The following is a 24547-nucleotide window of genomic DNA, read 5'->3' as shown; positions in this document are numbered from 1 at the left end:
ACCATCATCTTAACTTTGAAGATCGTACTGCATTAATGCTTGAGTCAAGAAAAGAAGGCTTTTCAGCCAGAAAATTTGCTGAACTTATTAAAAGACATCCTAGTACGATCTATCGTGAGCTTAAAAGAAATAGCATCAATGACGTTTATCAAGCTCGATATGCTTCTGATAACACTTTTGCTAGACGTAGACGTGGTCACAGAAAACTCAAAATCGATTCAATCCTCTGGAAATTTATTGTTGAAGCGATCCGTTGTTTATGGTCTCCTCAGCAAATAGCAAAGCGTTTAAAGACATTTCCTGATTTGGATCAAACAATGAATGTAAGCCATACAACGATTTATTCAACGATACGAGCATTACCCAAGGGTGAGTTGAAAAAAGACTTATTATCCTGTCTACGTCATGAAAATAAAAAGCGAAAAGCTAACGGTGAACCTAAAAAAGATTCTATATTACAGGATATTAAAACTATTCATGAGCGCCCAGCCGAAGTTCAAGAAAGAAAAATACCGGGTCATTGGGAAGCTGATTTAATTAAAGGTAAAGACAATAAAAGTTCGATAGCAACACTTATTGAACGAAATACACGGCTCTGTATCTTGGCAACATTACCTGATGCAAAGGCAGAATCAGTGCGCAAGGCTTTAACTGAAGCTCTGAAATATTTACCTGCAGAACTGCGTAAAACGTTGACCTATGACCGTGGACGCGAGATGGCAGAACATAAAATACTTGAAGAAGATTTAGGCATAGATGTATATTTCTGTGACCCACATTCACCCTGGCAAAAAGGCACATGCGAAAATATGAATGGTTTAATTAGGCAATATTTACCTAAAGGGATTGATTTAAATCAGGCAGATCAGCATTATTTAAATCAAGTTGCCATGTCACTGAATACTCGTCCTAGAAAAGCGTTAGATTGGCTTACACCATTAGAGAAATTTGCTCAGCTTGTTGATTATCATAAGACTTTTCAAACTGTCGCACCTCATGTTTGAATTCGCCATGTATCACAGCATGATTTTCAAATTGTTTTCTAAAGTCATTCATACTTTCTGTCTCGACAAATGTTGAAAGTCTTGAGTTGTCATGATGAATATTTTTGGCCAAGTAACCTTGTTTCACTAGTTTTCTTAAAAGTCTATAAAGTTGTTGCTGGTTGATTCGTTCCTTTTCATCTTTTGAAAGATTTAAGTTGTTCCAAATTTTGTTTGATGTCCATCCATCAATCTGGTTGTGGGATAGGAGTAGTAGAAATGACTGAAAGATAGGTGAAGCAATTTGTTTCATAAGGAAAAACTAGAAAACTTAAAAAGAGGATTATAGTCCGTGGATATATAGTCCTCAAATAGTGATAGTTCTGTTTTTTAAGCATTTGAATGTTTATGTCAGAACTTACTATTCAATTTGGGCAATTGGTTCGTAAATACAGAAAAGAAAGAAACATGTCACAAGAGCAACTGGCATTGCTCTGTAACATGGATCGGAGTTATTTAGGACGGATTGAACGAGGGGAGGTCAACCCTACATTAGAAAAAATTTATGAAGTGGCAAATACTTTAAATATTAGCCCAACATTACTTTTACCATAGAATAGACCTAAACTTGATTAGAGCTAATAATTTCTTCGATATGTGTGTCAAAGAAAATCACTGGTTGTCCTTGTCTCGCATAATAGCTTGAAAACCTTGATAAAATATCTTTAATAAATGGTGCTGCCACTTGTATATTTACCACTTCGTAATCAGAATCTAAGTTTTCTTGAGTCAAAGACTGTGCCTTTCTAAAATTAATAAAACCACCTGCAAAGTTTTTAATCTTTGGCAAACTATGATAGTAATTACTATAATTATTAGAAAAATATTTTTTTAATTCTTTAGAAATATTTTGATCTTTCTTAGTTCCTGCAGTTTGTGTAGAAAATTGTCGATAAACAATATCCTTGATATGTTGTATTGGCTCAATCTCTGCAATAAGTAAACGATCAGTTTTACATGTTCCATTTCTCTGTGCTAAATCGCATGCTGGGCTTAAACTTATAAAATAATAATCATTTATTTTTGATTTAATTAACGTTCCTGTTCGCAGAATTTTATCCTTTATTGGATAAATATAAAATTCTTCTGGGTATGATGGTATTTCATCTTCTTCCAAAAGGTGATTAAGATGATTTACTACTAATCTTAAAAGAGCTTTTTCAGTTTGTTTAGTATGAATTTGCCTAGATGCATAGTCTTTCCAAATTTCTAATTCAGGGAGAACTGTTTCACTAAATATTTCAGACAATTTTTTTTCAATTTCTCCTCTACCACCCAATATGTTAGTCAATCCAGTATTATAAATGTTAACAATATTATTGAAATCTTGTTCATAATCACCATTATCTCTTGCTCGGATATTTATGATTAGTGGATTAGGAGAGACGTTGCTATGATTTCCTGACACAAACAGAATAGGTATTCTTAACCCCAATGATTCAAGCTCTTTAACGATTTTATTACCAGCATCTTGATCTTGGCCTAATGCTAAGTCTATGATAATAGCATCAAAGCTTTTATCTATGGCTTGTATTGCTTCGCCATATGTCTTTTTTATAATTGCTTCGATTTTTAAATCCGTACTTTCATCATTGAAATCCTTTAATTCATTTTCAAAAGTTCGAATTGGAGTTTCATTATCTTCAACAAATAATATCTTAATAGTTTCCATTTTTTACCTAATTAAGCTTCATTAGCAACATCTAATCTAAAATAAACACCCACATCTTGAGCAAAGATAGAGAGGTGTAAGCCATTACGTTGTGCCGCTTCACCTGCAATGGCTAATCCTAATCCCATACCTTCTTTCTTAGTAGTAAATTGAGGTTCAAAAATGAGATTGTTATCTTTTATTGATTTGTCTATACCAGGACCAGTATCTTTATAATCGATAAAGCTTAAAGAGTTATTTTCTTCACCAATAAAGATAGAAATTTCTTTTTTAGGTGAATTTTTTTCATGTATCCAATAAATACTGTTTTGAATAAGATTAATAAAAATAGCCCTAAAGTCTTGAGCCCAGCCTTCAAATTCAACAATTTGGCTTCCTTCAATCTTATAAACAATACTCTTCTCAGACATCTCATTTGCAAACATAGAAATGACTGAGACCAATTCTTTATAGATATTAAACGTTTGTACACTATCACGTTTTTTATATGCTAATGGATCGAGTTTTTCGAATAACCTACTAAAATCTTCAGTATTTTTAGAAATTTCATCTGCAATAGGCGAAATTTCTTGTAACTTGTTTTCATCTTGAGTTTCAATGAATTTTGCATGTCTTTTCTTAAAAGATTTAATATTAGACTTGATGGCAGCAAGCGGCATTCTACTTTCATGCAAAACTAAATTAATAATATTTCCTACAGTTGCCTGCCCCTGATACATTGCTATCATTTTTTGTAAATTTTCAGCAGCTTGGGTAATTTCTTTACTTTTATGAAGTAATAAATTTGAAACCATTTGTGTAGATTCATCATCTAAGCCCTTTGATTTCAAATTCTTTACAAGCTCATCACCAAATTCTTTGAAAGAATATAAAAGTTCAAGTTCTTGTTCAATTTTAACAGCTGGTCTCGAAATCCCTAGCTTTCTTCGAATGTCGAATCGTCTAAGTTCGAGTAATGAAATTATTTCTGAAGAAATATTTTTTAGATTTTCAAAGGCTTTATTCTCTTTGAGACCATCTCGGGCACTCTTTTCTATTAAATTTGAGTTCTCCTCTGATTGGATATTTATATGCCCAATCACCTGATTACTACCGATTTTTTGTGAAGGGTTTTGAATTCTTTGCTTGTTTAATTTTAACCAATCAAAATCTGCATCACCTAAAGGTCTAATTCTAAATCCATTTCGAAATACACCGATACCATTGTAATCATCTAATAACTTTCTTGTTTCTTGGCGAGAAAAAAAAGTTTCAGGATTATGTTTAATACCACGAGCAATTAATTGATCTAAAGATTCTACTTCACGGTCGAATACTGAAATATCGAACTCCAAAGATCCACAACCTGTTTCTTTTCCTATACTAAAGAGAATTTCTTCATCGAAATTATGAGTTGTAGATTTTTGAGTTTGGAAATAAAAAGTACCATTACCATTTGAATTTAATTTCCCAAATATACGGTAGTCAAACATATTTACAAGTGGGAAAGGTTCTATTGTTTCTTCAATTAGCTGTTCTGGATATTGAACAAAATGATCTTCTTTAATTATGATTTCAAATTTATCAGACGTATTTGAGCTATTGGCTTGTAATTCCTTATTTAACGGAGACATTAATTTTTTAATTTGAAATTTTAAATCTTTGAGTTTAGTCTCGTTCCATTCAGCTAGGCCATCTTCATTGCCCGTGATAGTGAGTGTAGTTCCTGGTGATTCATTTGAGTCGAAGGTTTCGATAAGAATCTCAACATCTTCTAAAAATTTTGCAGTTTCAAATTGTTTCCATTCAATATAAGCAGTAGTCTTTTTTCCAGTTTGATCCACTGACTCTAAGAGTAAATCGTTACCTAAAATTGCAGCAGCATATCTACCTATGCCTTTTCGTCCTTGTAATATTCTTCCATTTGGACTTGTTTTTCTTGTTAGTTTATCGGCAGTTGATGGGACCATCCATTTATTTATAATCGTGTCACGGCTCATTCCATGACCTTTATCTTCAATAAGTATTTTATAGAAGGTTTGATCGGGCTTCATCGAAAAGGTGATATTTATAGAAGGAGAGTCAGCATCAAACGCATTCTTAATTAATTCTATAAGTGCTGCATTATTGTCTTGAATTAGGTCCCTGCCTATAGTTAATAAATGTCGGCCAGCAGGGCGAATTTTATATGATCCAGATTCTTTATTTTCTATAGTGTCCATTACCATCCCTCTAATATTTTCTCGGCAATTTTTTGTGCAAGTAAAACAGGTACTGCATTACCAATTTGTTTAAATGCAATTGTACGTGCTGGTTTTCCTGAAACATTTTCAAAATAATAATCATCAGGAAAACTTTGAATTCTTGCCGCTTCTCTAGGTGTCAATGAACGATTTTGTACTATATCTGGGTGGATATAATGATGTCCATCTTTAGAAATATGTGCAACAACAGTATGGCAGGCAGTCAAATCTCCAGCAACCACTTTAAAGCGATCGACAAAAGAGTTACGCCCTTTATGACTTTTTAGGTGTTCGGGTAAATCGTCATAATGAAGACGTCTTTTTTCAGTATTCCATAACTTAACAGCATGCTTATAAATTTCTAAATCTTGCTCAGAGTGTGGGCGTGCCTCATGCCAAGTTAAAGGAAGATTAGTTGATATATAAGCATCTTTCAGCCATTGTGATGGTTTAGAGATCGGTTCTGATGGGGAAGATTTACCTCCACCAGCACTAATTTTAGGAAGATCATTGAGTAGATCCCAAACAGTTGCTTCAGGAACCCATTTTGCAATTTCAGGATAAAAAGATTTTTTACCACGATGTCCCCGTTTACCGACCAGAATTATTCGTTTTCGGTTCTGAAGAACCCCATATTCATTTGCAGATAAGACTTTATATTCAATTGAATAACCGATTTCGATAAATAAATTTTTCATTTTATCGAAATAAAGCTCGTTGTTTGGATCTTTAGCGGTCAACAGCCCAAGTACATTTTCGAAAACAAAATATTTAGGTTTATATTTTTTTAGAAATTCCGCATAGTATTTATATAGATGATTACGAGGATCATCATCCATATTCCCTCGAGCTCGACCAATGAGTGAGTAAGCTTGGCAAGGTGGACCACCAATAATCAGATCTAGTTTTGAGTTATTTAATTGGCTATCAACTTTCTGAAAAATTGTTTTTAGAGTATCTGGGCCAATGAATTCATTGATGACTGAATCTATTTCGTTGGATGGCACAGCATCATAGAGTTCTTGACGTGTTATTTCATTTCTTAAATATTTTGAATAGATGTCTAAAGCATTATTTTTTTTTAGCCAATGGAATGCTTGTCGTGTTTTAAGCGTATAGCAGGCTGAAGCATCTGCTTCGACATGAGCAATTGGTTTAAATCCAGCGCGGATAAAACCCTCAGACAAGCCTCCAGCACCAGCAAACAAATCGAGAAATTTTAAAGGGCTAGACATACAACATCAAAAGCAAATAAATAATTGCCAGGATACCAGGAAATTCTAGATTTAGCAAAATTAACTCACTTATTTTGTCAATAAGGATTCCAATCGTTTCATCCATCCTTTTAATTCTTGTTCGGATATTTCCTGATTTTTTGAATTCATCCAAGGATGGTTCAATGTACTATTTTTAGAGCTAATATTTTTAAAGATGCCTTTTGGCCAACGTAAGCATTGAGTGATGACAAGCTCAAGTACTTTTGCTCGATCAGTATGATTCCATTTATTTAAGTCTTTAATCGTTAAAACACGAGTAGAAAGAGGCTTTTTATTATCGGATGTATCTACTTCTAAGATCACGATATTTTGGCCATTATATTGAAAACTGACTTCTGCAACACACCTAGAATTACCATCAGTCTTTATATGTTTGGAGTGGCCTTGAATGTTAGGTAACTTGTGAAGTAGAAAGGTAAAATTTTTAACTGAGTTTTCCTTGCAAAACAAATCAATCATTCGTTGAAATGCTGAGAATCGATCAAGATACAGATGAAGGTCCTCAGTCTCATCTTCAACACCATTGAATTCAGCAGAGGGGATAGTTCCCTCAGAAATAGGCGCGTTGGTGTTAACTTCCGAGGTTGCATTGCTGGATGGTAAGTCTTGATCTTTTACACCATGATTTCTAAGTCTAGATTTCTTAGTGGTTTTCCTTGTTTCAATAGCTTCTAGGAAGTCGAAATGTGTCGGTACAACATCAATGATTTGAGTATCATCGCTATTGCCATCTTCATCATCTTTGATGGTCGGCTCTTTGCCATTATTTTTAGTTCCTGAAGAGTTTTCACCTTTACCGCCTGATTTAGACTCAATGAATTTATTGCTATAGAACTCGACTTCTTTTGAAATACGACTTGAGATTCTTTCAAAACCTGATATTTCATTGACAAAAAACTCTGAAGTTTCAGCCTTGTAATAGCCATATGAATCAAAAATCACTCCATTCAGTTGAGGCGGATTAAAACAAAAACTCCATATACGGTATTGGTCAACGTCATAGCCATATTTGGTACAAAACTGACTGATACTTTCAAAAGATTGTCGAATATCAGGATCAAGAAGAATCCAAGATAAGATGCGTCGGATACCTGAATCATTGAAATGCGAAATTGGGTATGAACAGGCTGGTAAAATATTGATAAGGTAGTGATCTCGATTTGAAACAATATCGAAATCGATACTCAAACTATTCTCTATGATTGCTGATCTTGCTAAATATGGAGTGTAGAAAAACAGAGATCGAGCAAGTTCAAATTGAGGGAGCTTAATTTTAATGGTTTCGGACATTGGCTGACCGAATTGATCCACACGGACTGCATCAAATAGGAAATAATGCTCTACAAACTTTCCTTTCGGTAAGTTTGTATCATTGATAGAAGATAGCCAATCTTGAGTTGAACTAATTTTAAAGCGTAAATTGTAGCCTTTGGGATATTCTTGAGTGGGGTTGATGTGACTATTTTTTCTTAATAATTTTGCATTAGAAAAATTAGTGAAAGTCGTCTCAGGTATTTTATTTTCATTTTCCAAAGCTAGATTTATTGCCCAACTGCCTGAGTTAAGTTTTTTAAACAAAGTACCAATCTTTTTTATTTTCATATTTTTAGCGATGTGACTGATCTTAGCCATTATTAATCCTTTTAATTTGATTTAGGAATTTGAGAGCTTCATCTGTTAATCGTTCTTCACTTAATCCCGAGTATCGTAATAATTGCCAACTCGCTTGGTATTGATTAATTTTTTGAAATTGAATAATCGTTCGAGTGATTCTTCGGATTTGATAAGAGCTAATATCTTCTGAAAAAGTAGCCAAAAATTTATTTGTTAAGGGCAGTTGATATAGGTTTTTTTCTACGGTGGAGTGTTGCGGTAGTTGCTTGAGATACCAGTTTCTAGATTGCCGAGGTAGACTCAAATCGTCTAATGATTGATAGAATATTTCGAATAATCGCCTCACCATTTGCCAATCCCTAAGAGGCCAATCTACTTTCTTGGGAATATTTGCAGGCAAAGCGTGAAAGCTTCTATTTTTTGTGAGTAACCAAGTCTTATCATTGCGATAGAGCCATGCATATAAAGCAGAGTTTTTGACTCTGGATGGCTTTATTCCAAAATTTTGAATCAAAGACATCCATTCATTACGCTTTGTACTGAGTATAGAGCTGTCTTTAAACTTAGTTTTTTGAGTTAGTTTATCGGTATCAGATGAATGTGATGGTAACTGATGGATTTCACTCAGAATGGTAGCCCATGTCCATTCTTTAGCGAAAAACGTCTCTAAGACGATAATATGTTCAAGATGGCTAAATGACTTACGATGCTTCCTAAAGATAGCTTTAAGCCAGCTTGTTTCGGACTTCAGTTCATCTAGGTGATGTTGCTGTAACCATTTTAGATCCCATATTTTTATAACGGCTGAATAAATTTTTGAATGGACAATGTGTTTAGAACCTTTGTTGAAACCTAATCGCTTTGCAATACGTTGATAAAATTGACTCCATTGATGAAAGGTAGGCGATGTTGTTGGAGGAAGTTTTAAGAGTTCATCAACACGTCTACTCACGATTAGATCTAACTCATGAGCAGGGGTATCAGGTTGCTTGTGATCTAGGATGAAACTTGCAGGAATAAATTGATGTCGTCCATTTAAATCGGCTGGTGGTAAAAATTCTGACAATTTAACTTTATGTTTGTTACAACAATTTGCGCCTTGGATATACCAAACTCTTGACCAAAAAAATTCTCCATATTGGCGATAATGGTCTTCTAAACAATAGAGACAATATCGATGTGTTGTTATCTGCTTAACTTTGGATGCTGCAACGCCTAATGCTAAATGGATAGAACCTTTTGATTGACTCCCCATCCAGTAAAGGCATTTTAACCGTGTATTTTCAGAAGAAAATAGAGCGTGGATTGGAAAAAGAGTATGTTCATAAACAATCTTTTCAAGCGTGTAGTGTGGTGGTAAATGCTTTAAAAGGCATGTTAGATGGCTAGGTAAATCAATCGTGGCAATAACCTTACGATTAGCAAATACTTCTTCGAGTAATTGCTTAGGACTTGTAATAGCATGGTGAATTCCAGCTCGTGCTATCGTGCTGTAAATTAACTCATTGGGATATGGTGTAGGAAAGTTCAACATGCCAATTCCGCTATTACATTGATTTCACCCAAGTTTGAGTATCGAAAATTAAATCGCTTGATTGAAGAACGTCATAAAAATTTTGGGATTTTTGCTTTTGAGAAAACTTAAACCTTAAATCATCTGACGGTAAGCTTATCCATTCACTTTGTTTTATTTTTCTGGTATTCATTTTTTCAGGTTTGGTGTCTTTATCTGCCTCAACTTCAGTGAGCCAATTTGAAACGATAGGCATGAGTTCTTGCATATTGAGATGAGGGAAATCGACAAAGGCTTTTTTGATTACAGCGATTACTTTAAGTTCTGGATATCCAGTGGCAATCAGTAGATTATGCAATCTTTGTGCATGTACATTTCCATTGTATTGTTCAACTTTTTCTTGTTCTTCTTCTATTTTTTTCTGAAGTAGAAGTAAGGTTTTGTCCACATATGGAATAGTTAAGTCGGAATAAAGTGCGATGCGATTAGGATCTCCAGACTTGAGTGCTTCTATCATTGGATGGACAAATTTGAGTTCATCCTCATAGACTTGTCTAAGCAAACTTGGCGTTATTCTTTCTAATCCTGTCATGATCGCTCGACATTGAGCCAAAACAAAAAGTTTGACTACTATATCCAGTACACCTTGAGAGAGTTCATACCAACAGTCTCGAATTTCTTCACTCAGTTGTTCTTTATTGGTTAGCCATTGGTATTTCCAAAGGGCATTAGTGAAAGCCATCCATTCTGTTCTAGTCGCGGTATTTGATAATGGGGGATTGTTCTTCATAGGTTCCCATATAACAGCTCCGAAACCAGCCCCACGACGCGCTGAACGCAGATCTCCATCAAATATGAATTTGGCTTTGGGTGTGCCGACCATAACCACTGGCAAACCTACAACATTGATTAAGGTGACAAAGAAGTTCAGCATTTTTTCAGCACCACCTGAATTTTTAACACTCAGGTGTTGGATTTCATCAATCACAAGTACGCCAATAGCATAGGTATTGGTAATTTGACGCATATAGTTGAGTAGAGCTTCGATTCCTAATCTTTTTAAGGCAACTTTTCTTTCAAAATCTGTTCCTAATGCAACATCAATCGCCTTAAAGAAATGCAAACATAGATTTTTTAATGAGCCATCATGAGGGCAGTCAATTTTGAGATAAACCAGTTGAGTGAAGTTATATTTTTCATGATAAATCACTTGAGGATAAAGGTTCAGAATTCGCTGTAGGGTTGTACTTTTGCCACTTCCTGAACAACCGATCAGTGAATAGCTTAAAGCTGTAGATTTTGGTGCATCAAAACGAAAGGCGTTAATGTCTCCTGACATAATACGCTCATAACCGTTTTGCAAATGTTGGTGCAATTTACCATCAGCAATATTGCGTCCTACATAGCCTTGACGAATTAATATTGCAATTTTTTGTTCTAATGAAATATGTCGAGTAATGGGTTGAAAAAATTGATGAAGAAGTTGCGATGAAAGATGAATTCTTTCGTTCTTAGATCTCAGAATATCTTCAGGGTTAAAGTCCACCTTTCCAATCAGATTAGCTTTGATATCCGCAATTTCTTGCATGATTGGTGGTAGAGCCTCAATAAATGGATTGTCTTTATATTCACCAAAACTAGGTGTGTAACGTGCTTGAATACAGTTTAATGGCAAAGTCATTTAGTCATCCTCACCAAATAATTCGTCTGTTAAGTCTGGATAATGAACCGCTTCAGCATCTTGAGGCTTAATTGAGGCTTTCAGTTTAGGCATTGGAATAATATTTGTATCCAATATTTCTTGCTGTTTTACCTTAGCTTTGCGTTCAATATTTTTCTCTTTTGCTTTATTTTTAGTTATTTCAGCGATTCGTTGAGATGGTTTAATTGGATTCTTCGGAAGCTTAGTTTTAAGTTTTTCACTGATAAAAGGGCAGAGTAAAACTTGAAGTGCGACATAAACCACCTAATTAATTTAAAGGGTTTATGGAGTATATAAAATTGTCATACCATCATCTTAACTTTGAAGATCGTACTGCATTAATGCTTGAGTCAAGAAAAGAAGGCTTTTCAGCCAGAAAATTTGCTGAACTTATTAAAAGACATCCTAGTACGATCTATCGTGAGCTTAAAAGAAATAGCATCAATGACGTTTATCAAGCTCGATATGCTTCTGATAACACTTTTGCTAGACGTAGACGTGGTCACAGAAAACTCAAAATCGATTCAATCCTCTGGAAATTTATTGTTGAAGCGATCCGTTGTTTATGGTCTCCTCAGCAAATAGCAAAGCGTTTAAAGACATTTCCTGATTTGGATCAAACAATGAATGTAAGCCATACAACGATTTATTCAACGATACGAGCATTACCCAAGGGTGAGTTGAAAAAAGACTTATTATCCTGTCTACGTCATGAAAATAAAAAGCGAAAAGCTAACGGTGAACCTAAAAAAGATTCTATATTACAGGATATTAAAACTATTCATGAGCGCCCAGCCGAAGTTCAAGAAAGAAAAATACCGGGTCATTGGGAAGCTGATTTAATTAAAGGTAAAGACAATAAAAGTTCGATAGCAACACTTATTGAACGAAATACACGGCTCTGTATCTTGGCAACATTACCTGATGCAAAGGCAGAATCAGTGCGCAAGGCTTTAACTGAAGCTCTGAAATATTTACCTGCAGAACTGCGTAAAACGTTGACCTATGACCGTGGACGCGAGATGGCAGAACATAAAATACTTGAAGAAGATTTAGGCATAGATGTATATTTCTGTGACCCACATTCACCCTGGCAAAAAGGCACATGCGAAAATATGAATGGTTTAATTAGGCAATATTTACCTAAAGGGATTGATTTAAATCAGGCAGATCAGCATTATTTAAATCAAGTTGCCATGTCACTGAATACTCGTCCTAGAAAAGCGTTAGATTGGCTTACACCATTAGAGAAATTTGCTCAGCTTGTTGATTATCATAAGACTTTTCAAACTGTCGCACCTCATGTTTGAATTCGCCAAGCTTCAAGCTCTCTTCGTTTTTTTGAAGCCTCTAGTTCGTGTTGTACAAGGTGCTCTTTTTGGGCTTTTTGCCTTTCTTTGACTTCCCACAAAGTACAATCTTTAAATTCTCTCGATCGATCGGAGAGAGACCCTATCCAATATTCGAGACTATTATCTTTCGGAAAAATATAAATTTTATTCACTGAGTAAGGATCATATGCGGCTTCAAGGTTTTGAGGACGAGAACTTCCTGTTTTACGATGTAACCAACCGAGATCAAGTACTTCTTTCGCTAGGTAGTAAAGACCAAATGCTTTGATACCTAGGTCTGATATTGTGATTTTAGTACGTGGCAATAATGCGATTCTGAGTGCTTCCTCTGGAACACTCCTCAATTTTCCTGTTCTGTTTTGAATACCCCAATTCCATAAATGTAAGGGTATGGTTGGTAAGTCATTGGGCATATCTGCTTCACGGTCATATGTTTTTAACACATGAAATTGATTGTGCGAGATGATGCAGGCAAGAATGATTTCAGTAAATTGGTGAATATTTAATGTGGCATCTTGGCGGTAATCATGACCACCAGTCTTTTTTACAGTGGTGCCTTCAACAACACCTTTTCCTTTACCTTCTTTTTTGAAATAAGCCTGATACGTATTGAAAGCTTGCTCTACGATGCCTTTAGCATCACCACGTCTAGCTGGCGCATTTTCGAGTCTTACAGCGAAAGTTTTTTCTAAAGCTTCAATTTGATAGCCTAATAGTTCTCCTCGATCCGCGAGTAAAGCATCAGGTAGACCCACAGCTGGCCAATCTTCTGGCTGAATTGAGATCCCATACTCAGCACAATACTTAACCTTGTCGGTCATCGCTATATTCAATGCTTGTATTGCAGCTAAATATGAAGGTGATTCAAAACCGATATAAAAGCCTGCGACTAATCTACTGAAGACGTCAATCACAAAGTAAATGGTAGGTCTACCAACGATACTTTCTGGATTTGAATTTGAAACAAGATAAATATCAGCGATCGTGGCATCAATTTCATAACGTGCACCAGGGCCTAAGGCTTGAGCGTTAGATGTTGATTGCAAAGGACGATAGTCTTTGCTGTAGTTGGATGTACCTATACGAGCTTTTACGCTTTCAATTTTTTTGAATTCTTTTTCGTAGTAATACTTAAACTGCCATATTGTTGGAATATCTGATTCGGCTGTATCGGGATAGAGATTTTTATATGTGGTTTGAAATTTTCGATATACAAATGGGAGTGAATGTTTATTGTCTTTTAAAAAGAATAATTTAATGGTGCGATAGAAAAGTTTTTCAATATCTTCATTAACATTAATGCCTTGTTCACTATTATAGATACGAGGTCGACCTAATTTTTTGTCTTTAGCTGTTCTTTTTTGACCCTTAGCTCCACTATTTCTGTAATCAGGAAGCAATGCATTAGGAGTTTGTCCTCTTTGCCAATATCTGCGAGCTAAGCGATAAATAGTTTGTTTGGTGACTTCATGTTGATTCATGATTTCACTAATTATTTTTCCTCTTTGTACTGGAAAATAAAATAATTCATGAGAGATCAGAGGATAAATAAGGGCATAATTTTGGTCACGTTTTATTTCTTGTACTGATTCCTTCTCAGGCTGAATGAAAGCAAGTGACTCATGTGGGTCTATTGCTCTTTCAATATTGCCGTCTTCCAAACCTTTTAAGATTTCTGTTCTACTAACTTCAATTGGAAAAGCATTTTCCAAGTCAAGATTAATCCAAATCACAGAGTCAGGTAGGATAGTTAAAATCCTAAATAAAGAGCTTTCGAAACTTAATACTTCATTGATTTTCAGCATGAAGTACCTCATTCCAAATATTAAGCTCGCCCAATTGAATATGATCTGTATTCAAATCCTTAAAAGAAATATTAAGATCAAATATGAAATACCTTTGAGCCAGCAGGTCTCTAATTTCTCTTAAAGATTGACCTAACTCAAAATGATATTTTTGATCAATGATTCTCGCTAATTCATTAATCTTTTTAGATTTATGTTTAATGAAAATATCTGAATAAAAGTTAAGTTTATCTAACGTATCTTGTTCACTCAGTTCCATGGTATTTATTGAACTGTACAACCATTGAATGTTCTGGCTGACAGTTTTAGGAACTTGGTGCTCGGTAAAAATATAAAAAGGTATGTTTTGCTGTTTCCAATATTGTCGCTCAATTTCTATTTTTTCTATTGTGCGTGGATCATTGAGAGCATTTGAATATTTAACTTGGACTACAAATTTAGGTGTTATTGAAGTAAGCGTCCGCTGAACACACCTTATGAATTCGTCCTATAAGCCTTAATTTAGTCCTGACTTAAAAACAAGTGGGAACTTAAATTTATGACTACAAATAACCAGACATCCATCGCATCTCTTACGATAAAACGAAGAACATATAGTGCTGAATTTAAACAGCAGATCGTTCAGGCGTGTAAAGCATCGGAGGTTTCAATTGCTTCGGTCGCTTTGCAACATGGATTGAATACAAATCTTGTATCCAAATGGATTCGCTTAATTGATGCTAAGCCAGGGAATGATCGCTCACTACTACCGAATAAACCTGCATTTATTACCTTATCTTGCTCCGCACCATTAGATCCTATCCCTACTGGCATGTTAACGGTTCAAATTACTTTACCCCACTCAAAAGCAGAAATTGGCTTGAAATGGCAAGTATCAGAAATATCTGCTTTAGCAGAATTACTCAAGGCACTTACAACATGATCCGTATCGATGAAATCTGGTTGTCTACTCAGCCCATGGACATGCGTGCAGGTATGGATACGGCCATGGCTCAGGTGGTGAGAGCCTTTGGCTACATCAAACCGCATTGTGCTTACCTGTTCTGTAATAAACGTGGCCATCGCATGAAAGTGCTGGTACATGATGGACTGGGCATCTGGCTGTGTGCCCGGCGGTTGGAACAGGGAAAATTTCACTGGGCTAAAGTTCACCAGGGTGAAAGCGTAGCCCTCAGCCCAGAACAGTTACAGGCACTGATCCAGGGTTTGCCTTGGCAGCGCATTGGACGACAGCAGGTGGTGACGATGCTCTAAACTAGCTTGGTCCATTCTGCTATTCTCCAAACGTTCTATTTCCTCTGCGTCATGACCTCAGGCATACTGCGGTCATGAATACGCTGCCTGATTTAAGCCAACTGACCCATGAACAACTGCTGGAATTTACCCGGCAGTTGGCAATGCAGCATCAGTCTTTGGCACAATCAAATCAAGAATTAGAAAAATCAAACCAGCAATTGGATGCCAAAGTTCAACATCTTTCCATTCTCACGCAAAAATACGAGCATGAGCTCGCACTATTTAAACAGCACAAATTTGGCAGTAAAAACGAACATCTCACCGCAAAACAAATCCATCTGTGGGATGAAGCGGTCGAAGAAGATATTGCCGCTGTTGATCTGGAACTGGAACGGCTGAATGCAGATAAAACTGATGCAGCGACACACAAAGCCACAGTCAACAAACCTAAACGTCGACTGCTGCCCGATCATCTACACACCATCCGTATCGAGCATGAACCAACATCAACCCAATGTGCTTGTGGCTGCACCTTGCGTCGTATCGGCGAAGATATCAGTGAAAAACTACATTTCAGACCGGCACAGTTCTATAAGGAACAGCATGTGCGTGGCAAATGGGTCTGTGATCAGTGTGACACCCTGACTCAGCAAGCGATGCCTGCCTATGTGATTGATAAAGGCATTGCTTCACCTGAACTGCTCAGCCATGTGCTGGTATCGAAGTATGCCGATCATTTACCGCTGTACCGTCAACGTCTGATCTATCAGCGGGCGGGAATCGAGCTTTCTAGATCAACGTTATCTGACTGGATAGGTCGCTGCGGTGTGGAACTGGAACCTCTGGCCAATGCCTTAAAACAGGTGGTGCTGCAACAGCGGGTGATCCATGCCGATGAAACGCCGGTCACCATCATGCGGATGGGTGATGATGAGAAAAAACCGAAGAAAGGTTATGTCTGGGCCTATGCCACTACACAGTACAATCCAGTTCAAGCGGTGATCTATGACTTTCAGGATAGCCGTTCAGGTCAGCATGCAGAAGAGTTCCTGAATGGCTGGCAGGGCCATCTGGTCTGTGATGATTACAGTGGTTATAAAGCACGCTTTAAATCAGGCGATGTCATAGAGGTGGGCTGCATGGCGCATGCACGTCGTAAATTCCATGAGCTACATGTGACCGGGAAAAGTCAGATCGCTGAACAGGCATTACTGATGATTCAGAAACTGTATGCGATAGAAGCAGAACTCAGGAAAAAGACCGATGGTACAGCAGAACACCGCCGCGAATACCGACAACAGCACAGCCAACCGGTGATGCAACAACTGTGTGAATGGCTCAACCAACATTATCTGACGGTGCCATCGAGTTCTCCAACCGCCAAGGCCATCAATTACAGTCTGAAGCGTTGGCCAGCCTTAAGCCGCTATCTGGATGATGGCAATCTACCCATTGACAATAACTGGGCAGAGAACTCAATGCGTCCCTGGGCATTGGGCCGTAAGAACTGGTTGTTTGCAGGTTCGCTGCGCAGTGGACAGCGAGCGGCAAATATCATGACTTTAATCCAGTCAGCAAAGCTGAATGGGTTGGATCCGTATGCCTATCTCAGTGATGTGCTGAAAAGGCTGCCGACGCATAAAGCGACCCAAATAGAAGAATTACTACCACATCGCTGGAAATCCAACTCAAATTAAAAAATAGGCATGGGGTTCAGCGGACGCTTACTTATTGAATTATGTGTATCCACTAAAAAATCACTTGTCATGATTTGATAATGTTTCCCAAATCTAGGGTGAGGGATTCTAATTGTCTTCGCAATTTCTAGAGTTTGTTCGAGGTCTAAGGGATATTGTTCTCGGATATCGATAGTCGTTGAATGCCATTCTAGTAATAGAAAAGTAGAAAGTTCTAGATCAGAGAGAAGGTGATGAGTTCTTTGGCTTTTATGACCAAAAACTCGGTGAGATCGACCTTCTGAACTCACATCTCGAATTGTGAGCCAAGGTTTATAGCTATTTCCAAAACCCTGTCCTCGTCCTTCTTTAATCCATTTTTGAATTTTGAGTTCATGATTTTGTGTGTTCTTAAAGTTGGCCATAAAAAAATCCACACATCATACTGTTTAGAGCATAGCTTGTGTGGATTTTTTGAGCAATTCAGTATTACACTTTATTACTCAGTATGGGACTTTATTACTTAGTATGAAACTTTATTACTCTCATACAGACGAACCTTTCTTCCATTTTTTATTATTCGACCGTTACGCTTTTTGCAAGGTTACGTGGCTGATCCACATCAGTACCACGCAATACAGCGACATGATATGACAGAAGCTGTACAGGGATACTGTAAACAATAGGTGCTAACCATTCATTGACTGCTGGGATATGAACCACGTGTTGGCGATCTTTTTCTTGGATTCCGCTATTTTCATCAGCAAAAACAAAAAGCTCCCCGCCACGCGCTTGTACTTCTTCCATATTCGATTTTAATTTATCGAGCATGTCATCATTTGGTGCCAAAATAACCACAGGCATTTCATTGTCAACTAATGCCAATGGACCATGTTTGAGTTCACCTGCCGCATAACCTTCAGCATGAATATATGAAATTTCTTTGAGCTTCAAAGCACCTTCCAATGCGATTGGAAAGTGTGTTCCACGACCAAGGAATAAACAGTGGTTCTTTTCTACAAATAAAGCAGACAAACGAAGAATCGAAGTATTGTGCTGTAAAGTATCTAGAATTACTTTCGGGCAATGCCATAAAGCTTCAGTAATTTCTGTTAACTGGGCATCAGAGAGACGTTGCTTCACTTGACCGATTTTTAGAATCAGTAACATTAATGCAGCAAGTTGCGTGGTAAATGCTTTGGTTGAAGCAACACCAATTTCAGGGCCAGCAAGGGTGAGTAAATGATGATCTGTTTCGCGAACCATCGATGATGTCGCAACGTTACAAATCGTCATCGTGCTAATGTCAATCGTGTTGGCTTTAGCGCGTTTTTGGGTTTCACGTAAGGCTGCTAGAGTATCTGCCGTTTCACCAGATTGAGAAATACAGATATACAGCGTATTTGCCACAATAACAGGCGTACGATAGCGGAATTCGCTGGCAATTTCGACTTGGCAAGGTACGCCGATTAATTGTTCAAACCAATATTTTGCAATCATGCCTGCATGATAACTGGTTCCACAGGCAATAATTTGTACCTGTTGGATTTTAGCAAAATCAGCATTGGCATATTGAAGAAAATCTTCACGCAAATAATTGCCATTTAGGGCTTGAGAAATGGTTTGCTGGATCGCTTCAGGCTGCTCATAAATTTCTTTGAGCATGAAGTGCTTATATTCACCTTTAGATGCGTTGCTAACCGTAGCATCCAGTTCTTTCACTGGACGTTGAACAGCTTCACCTTGCGCAAAAACTTCAATGCTCGTACGAGTTAAGCGAGCAATATCGCCTTCTTCTAGATAAACAAAGCGATTCGTGACTGGAAGTAGAGCCAATTGATCTGAACTGATAAAGTTTTCACCGATACCTACACCAATCACGAGAGGAGAACCTTCACGGACAGTGATTAATTCATCTGGATGTTCAGTATGAATAATTCCAAGAGCGTAAGCACCTTTCAGTTGTGGAATAACTTTTTGTACGGCTTCAAGTAAGCTATCAGTATGTTTTAATGCGTCATGTACGAGATGAGCAACAACTTCGGTATCTGTTTGAGAGGTAAATACATAACCTAAGGTTTGTAGATCGTCTTTTAATTCTTGGTAATTTTCAATAATACCGTTATGTACGACAGCGACATTTCCAGAAACGTGTGGATGTGCATTATTTTCAGTTGGTTTACCATGAGTTGCCCAACGTGTGTGTGCAATTCCGATATTACCCATTAAATGCTGGTCTGAAACAGCTTCGGCAAGATTAGCTACTTTTCCTACGCGACGCTCACGTAGAATTTTTTGATTATTGAGTAATGCCAAGCCAGCAGAGTCGTAACCACGATACTCAAGACGCTTGAGTCCTTCGATCAAAATATCAGTTACGCAACGTTGAGCAACGCCTCCAACAATACCACACATAATTTTATCCTCTTATTTTTTCAGCTTTTGGGGACGTTGATAATTTGCTTTTTCAAACTGTTTAGATCGTTCGACAGCCAAACTATGGTCAGCCACATCTCGTGTTAAGGTTGAACCAGCGCCAGTTGTAGCACCAGTACCGATTTTGATCGGAGCAACCAGTGAATTATTGGTGCCAATAAATACATGATCTTCAATAATAGTTCTATGCTTATTTGCACCATCATAGTTGCAAGTAATCGTACCTGCACCGATATTGCAATCCGCACCAATATCAGCATCACCAAGATAAGTGAAATGATTGGCTTTAGAACCTACACCAATATTAGAATTTTTAACTTCTACGAAGTTACCGATATGCACATCATTTGCAAGATTTGCGCCTGGACGTAAACGAGCAAAAGGACCGATTTGAGTATTTTCGCCTACCACCGCATTTTCAAAAATACTATAAGCCTGAACTTTAGTGCCTGCTGCGATACGCGTGTTCTTTAGGATACAGCCTGCACCAAGTTGTACGTTATCACCGAGCTCACAGTGACCTTCAATAATAACATTGACATCGATTTGAACATCTTGCCCACATTTTAATGTGCCACGTAGATCAAAACGATTTGGATCAATTAAGTGAACGCCTTGTTGCATTAATTCTTTGGCTTGTTGTTGTTGAAATTGACGTTCCAACGTAGCGAGTTGTAGACGATCATTTACGCCTTCAACTTCAAATGCAAGTTCAGGTTGAATGGAAGCGATTTCTAGACCATCTGCAACCGCCATCGCTACGATATCGGTAAGATAATATTCACCTTGTGCGTTATTATTCGACAGCTTTGGTAGCCATTGGTGTAGTTTTGCATTGCTAACGCAGTAGATACCCGTATTGATCTCTTGGATCTGACGTTGTTCTTCATTGGCATCTTTATGCTCAACAATGGCTTGAACTTTTCCTGCCTGACGAACGATACGACCATAGCCCGTTGGATTTTCGACATCGAGTGTGATCATCCCAATACCAGACTGGCTAGATGCTTCTAGTAATTGTTCAAGAGTACTGAGTCGAACTAAAGGCACATCACCATATAAAATGAGTGAGATACCATCTTGCGGTAAAACTGGTAATGTCATCTGTACAGCATGACCAGTACCTAATTGCTCAGCTTGTTCAACCCATTCAATCTGTTCTTGTGCAAAGCTTTGTTTAACAAGTTCACCGCCATGCCCATAAATGGTAATAATATTTTGGGCGTTGAGTTTTTTTGCGGTTTCAATGACGTGTCCCAAAAGTGGACGACCTGCAAGTGGTTGTAATACTTTAGGAAGCTTTGAACGCATTCGCGTTCCTTTCCCTGCAGCTAGAATAATGACGGTTGTTGACATAATTAACCCTAATATTAATGTGTTAGGTCAAAAAATAAAATTGAATAAGAAAAATACATAATGCAGCCCAAAGTCCTGCAATCAGGTCATCAAGCATAATACCAAAGCCGCCAGAAACTTTTTGGTCAGCCCAATTAATTGGAAATGGTTTCCAGATGTCGAAGATACGGAATAAGACAAAACCTGCAATGACCCATAACCAATTCATTTGCTGTAAGTAAAGCAGAGGTAAAAAGGTAATCGATTGTCCCGCAAATTCATCCCAAACGATACGACCATCATCATGGACATTAATCACTTTGGCAGTGTGACCACAAATATAAATGCCTGCAATCGACATGAGTAGGATTGCAAAAACACTGGCATTGAAGCCAAGTATTAGCCACAGGGGGATGAAAAGAAGAGCAAACGCTGACCCAAAAGTACCAGGTGCTTTGGGACTGAGACCAGAGCCAAATCCTACACCGCAGAACACAATAAAGCGGTCAAACCAAGTCATTTGGCTAAAGTGAATAGGGGGTTTATGCAAAGTGTTGATATCCATGAACATGTAATGGGTAAACTTCGCCCATATACTTAAATAACAATCCAGTTTGTTGGGTAATTTCGCCGATTATTGTAAACGGTACATCAGATTGATGTCGCGATAGTTCTTCGAATTTTTGCGGTGATATTGTAAAGCATAATTCGTAGTCATCCCCACCAGCGAGCGCATATTGCCAAGCTTGTTGTTGATCTAATGCTTTTAGTGCTGAATCTATTGGCAAACGATCTAAAAATAAAGTCGCACCCACGCCAGAGGCTTTCAGAATATGTCCTAAGTCTTGTGCTAAACCATCCGAGACATCGATCATACTGGTCGCTCGACCTTTCAGTCGCTGACCTAACTGACAACGCGGTGTTGGATAATCTAAACGTTGTTGTAGAGTATGACCTAAATGGTGAAGTCCATACGCAGCATCACCGACTTGCCCACTCACGCATATATAGTCACCGACTTGCGCACCAGCTCGCGTAATTGCTTGCCCTTGTTCGATCCAACCTAGCGCTGTCACTGTAATCGTTAATTGGGAGCTTTGCGTTGTATCTCCGCCGATTAATGCAACATTGAATTGGTCACAACATTCAAAGAGTCCTCGACTGAATTCAGCCAACCATGTCTCATCTACACTTGGTAAACTGAGTGCAAGCAAGATACTGTGTGGTTGAGCTCCCATTGCCGCGATATCTGATAAATTTACGGCTACACTTTTCCAACCCACAGCATGTGCGGAGGTGTCTAAAGGGAAATGGCGACCAGCGACTAGAGTGTCTGTGCAAATGACGAGTTGTTGCGAGGTAAGAGGGGTGAGAATGGCTGAGTCATCACCAATACCTAAACTGACATCCTGATGAGATGCTCGTTTAAAGTAACGGTCAATAATTGAAAACTCAGCCATGAAACATCAAGCCTATTATTTCGCTTGTTGTTTTTCAGCTTCACGAAGCTTTGAAGAAAGACGATCTAATACACCATTGATGTATTTATGACTGTCTGCACCACCAAAGTGTTTTGCTAGCTCAATTGCTTCATCAAGTACAACGCGATAAGGAACTTCGAGATGATCTCGTAATTCATAAGCGCCCAATCGTAAGGTTGCAAGTTCTACACCATCAAGTGCAGATAGCTCACGGTCAAGTACAGGAATGAGTAACTCATCTAAAGCTTCATGTTGAGCAACCACTTGAGTGAGTAATTCATGGTAGTAGTTGAGGTCAACCTTGTGCATGGCATTTTCAACACGTGTACGTGCTTCAATTTCATGAACAGGATTTTGACTCATTTGCCATTCATAAATCCCTTGTACAGCAAAACGACGTGCTTTGCGTTTCGCTGCATAAGCGGCCTGAAGTGTTTGCGACATGCTTTAAATTGCCTTTAATAAGTTAACCATTTCGATAGCAGTAAGTGCAGCTTCGCTACCTTTATTACCTGCTTTCGTACCTGAACGTTCAATCGCTTGTTCGATGCTATCGGTAGTTAAAACACCGTTGATCACAGGCATTGTGCTTTCAAGTGCTACAACACCTAGACCTTTAGCACATTCACCAGCAACGAAGTCAAAGTGAGGTGTGCTACCACGAATTACTGCACCTAAAGCAATGATGGCATCAAATTTGTTTGAAGCCGCTAATTTCTTCGCAACGATCGGCAGTTCCCATGCACCTGGTGCATGAATCACGGTGATCGCATCTTCTGCAACGCCGTGACGTTTTAATGTGTCGATCGCACCTTCAAGTAAATGTTCTACAACGAAGCTATTGAAACGACCAACTAAGATCGCATAACGACCTTCGCTTGCGAGATGTAATAAACCTTCAATTCGGCGAATTGCCATAGCAACCTCGATTATTTTGCTGTGATTTGATCGGCAGTGATGTATTCCACCACCTCTAAATGAAATCCTGATAAAGCATTGAAACGAAGCGGAGAACTCAACAACTTCATTTTCTCAACACCAAGATCACGTAAAATTTGTGCACCGACACCAATTGTTTGATATTGCTGCGATAGCGCTGCATTTGATTTCAGTGGCTTTGGTTGGTTCAAATGATGAATGGCATGACCTAAATCTTCCAAGTGATCTTGTCCAATCCAAACCAATACACCACGGTCACTTGCAGCAATCGTTTTCATTGCAAGATCAAGATTCCATGCTGGAGAACCATCAGCTTTATTGAGCTTTAAAAGATCACGAACAGGATTGAATCCATGAACACGAACAGTGGTCACGCCTTCTTTCGGCTCACCTTTTACCAAAGCTAAATGAATGTCTGGGTTACCGATTTCACGATATTTATAAAGATCAAAAGTCCCGTATTCAGTTTGAATGGTTTCTTGAGATAAGCGTTCAACAGTTTGCTCGTTGGTCATACGGTAGTGAATTAAATCCGCAATCGTACCAATCTTGAGACCATGCTTTTCTGCAAATACTTCTAAATCAGGACGGCGCGCCATAGTGCCATCTTCATTGATAATTTCACAGATCACTGAAGCAGGCTCTAAACCTGCTAAGCGTGTTAAGTCACATCCAGCTTCGGTATGACCTGCGCGATGTAAGACACCACCTGGTTGAGCCATTAATGGAAAAATATGACCAGGTTGAACAATATCACTTGGTTTAGCATGGGCAGCTACAGCTGTGCGAATAGTATGTGCACGTTCTGCTGCTGAGATACCTGTGCTGATGCCTTCGGCTGCTTCGATTGAAAGGGTGAAGTTCGTGGCATGTTGAGCGCCGTTTTGATCAACCATAAGCGGAAGGTTGAGTTGCTTACAACGTTCGCGGCTTAATGTCAGACAGACCAAACCACGTGCATGTGTAATCATGAAGTTAATGTCTTCAGGACGAACATGGGTAGCAGCGATGACTAAGTCACCTTCATTTTCTCGATCTTCGTCATCCATGAGGATAACCATTTTGCCTGCACGAATATCTGCGACAAGTTCTTCAACACGACTCAGCGGCATTCGCTTTCACCTTTTAAGCAGCCTTTTAAGGCATTAGTATTCGATAAATTTGGCATAGTTTACCGCATTTTAAAACTTTTCGCCTGTGCTTCTTATCGCACGTGACGAATTTATACATCATGCTGAGTAAAC

General features: G+C 38.1%; 22 protein-coding genes and 1 pseudogene. 6 read left to right on the top strand and 17 right to left on the bottom strand.

The window, feature by feature from the left end; translation table 11 throughout:
* Positions 1-35: 35 nt before the first annotated feature.
* A complete protein-coding gene (locus R2H34_RS16310; RefSeq protein WP_014538385.1) occupies positions 36-1004 on the top strand; it encodes an IS30 family transposase in 969 nt (322 codons plus the stop codon).
* Positions 1005-1385: 381 nt separating this feature from the next.
* Positions 1386-1598: a helix-turn-helix domain-containing protein gene (locus R2H34_RS16305; RefSeq protein WP_032036502.1), complete on the top strand. Its 213-nt coding sequence runs from the start codon at positions 1386-1388 to the stop codon at positions 1596-1598.
* Positions 1599-1605: 7 nt separating this feature from the next.
* Here R2H34_RS16305 and R2H34_RS16300 read toward each other — a convergent pair whose 3' ends face one another.
* The 7 genes from R2H34_RS16300 to R2H34_RS16270 form a co-directional block, all read right to left on the bottom strand.
* Positions 1606-2715: a response regulator gene (locus R2H34_RS16300; protein ID WP_318342356.1), complete on the bottom strand. Its 1110-nt coding sequence runs from the start codon at positions 2713-2715 to the stop codon at positions 1606-1608.
* 11 nt (positions 2716-2726) lie between these two features.
* Positions 2727-4916, bottom strand: a complete 2190-nt coding sequence (locus tag R2H34_RS16295; protein ID WP_223154082.1) for an ATP-binding protein — start codon at positions 4914-4916, stop codon at positions 2727-2729.
* The gene (locus tag R2H34_RS16290) at positions 4916-6172 is read right to left on the bottom strand and encodes a DNA cytosine methyltransferase (protein WP_161414014.1); all 1257 of its coding nucleotides are present in this window, start codon (positions 6170-6172) and stop codon (positions 4916-4918) included. The genes R2H34_RS16295 and R2H34_RS16290 overlap by 1 nt, the downstream gene beginning before the upstream one ends.
* A 69-nt stretch (positions 6173-6241) precedes the next feature.
* Positions 6242-7846 (bottom strand): Tn7-like element transposition protein TnsE, encoded by a 1605-nt coding sequence (locus tag R2H34_RS16285; RefSeq protein WP_204378993.1) that lies wholly within the window; start codon positions 7844-7846, stop codon positions 6242-6244.
* Positions 7839-9362 (bottom strand): TnsD family Tn7-like transposition protein, encoded by a 1524-nt coding sequence (locus R2H34_RS16280; protein ID WP_204378992.1) that lies wholly within the window; start codon positions 9360-9362, stop codon positions 7839-7841. Before R2H34_RS16280 ends, R2H34_RS16285 begins: the two co-directional genes overlap by 8 nt.
* Positions 9363-9375: 13 nt before the next feature.
* Positions 9376-11022: an AAA family ATPase gene (locus R2H34_RS16275; RefSeq protein ID WP_318342355.1), complete on the bottom strand. Its 1647-nt coding sequence runs from the start codon at positions 11020-11022 to the stop codon at positions 9376-9378.
* Positions 11023-11307 (bottom strand): hypothetical protein, encoded by a 285-nt coding sequence (locus R2H34_RS16270; protein WP_318342354.1) that lies wholly within the window; start codon positions 11305-11307, stop codon positions 11023-11025. It abuts the gene before it with no gap.
* 77 nt (positions 11308-11384) lie between these two features.
* Here R2H34_RS16270 and R2H34_RS16265 point away from each other — a divergent pair, with 77 nt between their 5' ends.
* A complete protein-coding gene (locus R2H34_RS16265) occupies positions 11385-12353 on the top strand; it encodes an IS30 family transposase (protein WP_014538385.1) in 969 nt (322 codons plus the stop codon).
* On the opposite strand, the gene R2H34_RS16260 is transcribed toward R2H34_RS16265, so the two are convergent.
* Complete coding sequence (locus tag R2H34_RS16260; RefSeq protein ID WP_318342353.1) at positions 12344-14200, bottom strand: transposase; 1857 nt, start codon at positions 14198-14200, stop codon at positions 12344-12346. The two genes, R2H34_RS16265 and R2H34_RS16260, sit on opposite strands and share 10 nt — an antisense overlap.
* The gene (locus R2H34_RS16255; protein WP_318342352.1) at positions 14184-14459 is read right to left on the bottom strand and encodes a TnsA endonuclease C-terminal domain-containing protein; all 276 of its coding nucleotides are present in this window, start codon (positions 14457-14459) and stop codon (positions 14184-14186) included. Before R2H34_RS16255 ends, R2H34_RS16260 begins: the two co-directional genes overlap by 17 nt.
* A 279-nt stretch (positions 14460-14738) precedes the next feature.
* On the opposite strand from R2H34_RS16255, the gene tnpA reads away from it, so the two are divergent.
* The 3 genes from tnpA (at position 14739) to tnpC (ending at position 17133) form a co-directional block, all read left to right on the top strand.
* Positions 14739-15122 carry an IS66-like element accessory protein TnpA gene (gene tnpA, locus R2H34_RS16250; RefSeq protein ID WP_004684363.1) on the top strand — a complete coding sequence of 128 codons (384 nt, stop codon included), beginning with the start codon at positions 14739-14741 and terminating at the stop codon, positions 15120-15122.
* Positions 15119-15454 carry an IS66 family insertion sequence element accessory protein TnpB gene (gene tnpB / locus R2H34_RS16245; RefSeq protein ID WP_004642106.1) on the top strand — a complete coding sequence of 112 codons (336 nt, stop codon included), beginning with the start codon at positions 15119-15121 and terminating at the stop codon, positions 15452-15454. Before tnpA ends, tnpB begins: the two co-directional genes overlap by 4 nt.
* A gap of 74 nt (positions 15455-15528) precedes the next feature.
* Positions 15529-17133, top strand: coding sequence for an IS66 family transposase (tnpC, locus tag R2H34_RS16240; protein WP_004684361.1), 1605 nt, complete (start codon positions 15529-15531; stop codon positions 17131-17133).
* Positions 17134-17156: 23 nt separating this feature from the next.
* On the opposite strand, the pseudogene R2H34_RS16235 reads toward tnpC, so the two are convergent.
* The 8 genes and pseudogenes from R2H34_RS16235 to ribBA all read right to left on the bottom strand — a co-directional run.
* Positions 17157-17537, bottom strand: a pseudogene (locus R2H34_RS16235) (heteromeric transposase endonuclease subunit TnsA); the annotation flags it as partial.
* Positions 17538-17688: 151 nt separating this feature from the next.
* Positions 17689-19527 carry a glutamine--fructose-6-phosphate transaminase (isomerizing) gene (gene glmS, locus R2H34_RS16230; RefSeq protein ID WP_042893022.1) on the bottom strand — a complete coding sequence of 613 codons (1839 nt, stop codon included), beginning with the start codon at positions 19525-19527 and terminating at the stop codon, positions 17689-17691.
* 12 nt (positions 19528-19539) lie between these two features.
* Complete coding sequence (gene glmU, locus R2H34_RS16225; RefSeq protein ID WP_004910114.1) at positions 19540-20904, bottom strand: bifunctional UDP-N-acetylglucosamine diphosphorylase/glucosamine-1-phosphate N-acetyltransferase GlmU; 1365 nt, start codon at positions 20902-20904, stop codon at positions 19540-19542.
* Positions 20905-20926: 22 nt separating this feature from the next.
* The gene (locus tag R2H34_RS16220) at positions 20927-21448 is read right to left on the bottom strand and encodes a phosphatidylglycerophosphatase A (RefSeq protein ID WP_042893020.1); all 522 of its coding nucleotides are present in this window, start codon (positions 21446-21448) and stop codon (positions 20927-20929) included.
* Positions 21426-22343: a thiamine-phosphate kinase gene (gene thiL, locus R2H34_RS16215; RefSeq protein ID WP_004910108.1), complete on the bottom strand. Its 918-nt coding sequence runs from the start codon at positions 22341-22343 to the stop codon at positions 21426-21428. The genes R2H34_RS16220 and thiL overlap by 23 nt, the downstream gene beginning before the upstream one ends.
* Positions 22344-22358: 15 nt before the next feature.
* The gene (nusB, locus tag R2H34_RS16210; protein ID WP_004679125.1) at positions 22359-22808 is read right to left on the bottom strand and encodes a transcription antitermination factor NusB; all 450 of its coding nucleotides are present in this window, start codon (positions 22806-22808) and stop codon (positions 22359-22361) included.
* Positions 22809-22811: 3 nt separating this feature from the next.
* A complete protein-coding gene (gene ribE / locus R2H34_RS16205; RefSeq protein WP_004637206.1) occupies positions 22812-23282 on the bottom strand; it encodes a 6,7-dimethyl-8-ribityllumazine synthase in 471 nt (156 codons plus the stop codon).
* An 11-nt stretch (positions 23283-23293) separates the two neighbouring features.
* The gene (gene ribBA / locus R2H34_RS16200; protein WP_004951142.1) at positions 23294-24415 is read right to left on the bottom strand and encodes a bifunctional 3,4-dihydroxy-2-butanone-4-phosphate synthase/GTP cyclohydrolase II; all 1122 of its coding nucleotides are present in this window, start codon (positions 24413-24415) and stop codon (positions 23294-23296) included.
* Positions 24416-24547 lie beyond the last annotated feature (132 nt).

This window comes from Acinetobacter sp. 16, assembly GCF_033439925.1.
Classification (GTDB): domain Bacteria; phylum Pseudomonadota; class Gammaproteobacteria; order Pseudomonadales; family Moraxellaceae; genus Acinetobacter; species Acinetobacter junii.
The sequence above is the reverse complement of the archived record's forward strand: the minus strand, read 5'-3'. Positions and strand labels throughout refer to the sequence as shown.

Bases quoted from the DNA above. Each gene is read 5' to 3' on its own strand.
- R2H34_RS16310 (WP_014538385.1), top strand. From the start codon at position 36: ATGCTTGAGTCAAGAAAAGAAGGCTTTTCAGCCAGAAAATTTGCTGAA.
- R2H34_RS16305 (WP_032036502.1), top strand. From the start codon at position 1,386: ATGTTTATGTCAGAACTTACTATTCAATTTGGGCAATTGGTTCGTAAA.
- R2H34_RS16300 (WP_318342356.1), bottom strand. From the start codon at position 2,715: ATGGAAACTATTAAGATATTATTTGTTGAAGATAATGAAACTCCAATT.
- R2H34_RS16295 (WP_223154082.1), bottom strand. From the start codon at position 4,916: ATGGACACTATAGAAAATAAAGAATCTGGATCATATAAAATTCGCCCT.
- R2H34_RS16290 (WP_161414014.1), bottom strand. From the start codon at position 6,172: ATGTCTAGCCCTTTAAAATTTCTCGATTTGTTTGCTGGTGCTGGAGGC.
- R2H34_RS16285 (WP_204378993.1), bottom strand. From the start codon at position 7,846: ATGGCTAAGATCAGTCACATCGCTAAAAATATGAAAATAAAAAAGATT.
- R2H34_RS16280 (WP_204378992.1), bottom strand. From the start codon at position 9,362: ATGTTGAACTTTCCTACACCATATCCCAATGAGTTAATTTACAGCACG.
- R2H34_RS16275 (WP_318342355.1), bottom strand. From the start codon at position 11,022: ATGACTTTGCCATTAAACTGTATTCAAGCACGTTACACACCTAGTTTT.
- R2H34_RS16265 (WP_014538385.1), top strand. From the start codon at position 11,385: ATGCTTGAGTCAAGAAAAGAAGGCTTTTCAGCCAGAAAATTTGCTGAA.
- R2H34_RS16260 (WP_318342353.1), bottom strand. From the start codon at position 14,200: ATGCTGAAAATCAATGAAGTATTAAGTTTCGAAAGCTCTTTATTTAGG.
- R2H34_RS16255 (WP_318342352.1), bottom strand. From the start codon at position 14,459: ATGGAACTGAGTGAACAAGATACGTTAGATAAACTTAACTTTTATTCA.
- tnpA (WP_004684363.1), top strand. From the start codon at position 14,739: ATGACTACAAATAACCAGACATCCATCGCATCTCTTACGATAAAACGA.
- tnpB (WP_004642106.1), top strand. From the start codon at position 15,119: ATGATCCGTATCGATGAAATCTGGTTGTCTACTCAGCCCATGGACATG.
- tnpC (WP_004684361.1), top strand. From the start codon at position 15,529: ATGAATACGCTGCCTGATTTAAGCCAACTGACCCATGAACAACTGCTG.
- glmS (WP_042893022.1), bottom strand. From the start codon at position 19,527: ATGTGTGGTATTGTTGGAGGCGTTGCTCAACGTTGCGTAACTGATATT.
- glmU (WP_004910114.1), bottom strand. From the start codon at position 20,904: ATGTCAACAACCGTCATTATTCTAGCTGCAGGGAAAGGAACGCGAATG.
- R2H34_RS16220 (WP_042893020.1), bottom strand. From the start codon at position 21,448: ATGGATATCAACACTTTGCATAAACCCCCTATTCACTTTAGCCAAATG.
- thiL (WP_004910108.1), bottom strand. From the start codon at position 22,343: ATGGCTGAGTTTTCAATTATTGACCGTTACTTTAAACGAGCATCTCAT.
- nusB (WP_004679125.1), bottom strand. From the start codon at position 22,808: ATGTCGCAAACACTTCAGGCCGCTTATGCAGCGAAACGCAAAGCACGT.
- ribE (WP_004637206.1), bottom strand. From the start codon at position 23,282: ATGGCAATTCGCCGAATTGAAGGTTTATTACATCTCGCAAGCGAAGGT.
- ribBA (WP_004951142.1), bottom strand. From the start codon at position 24,415: ATGCCGCTGAGTCGTGTTGAAGAACTTGTCGCAGATATTCGTGCAGGC.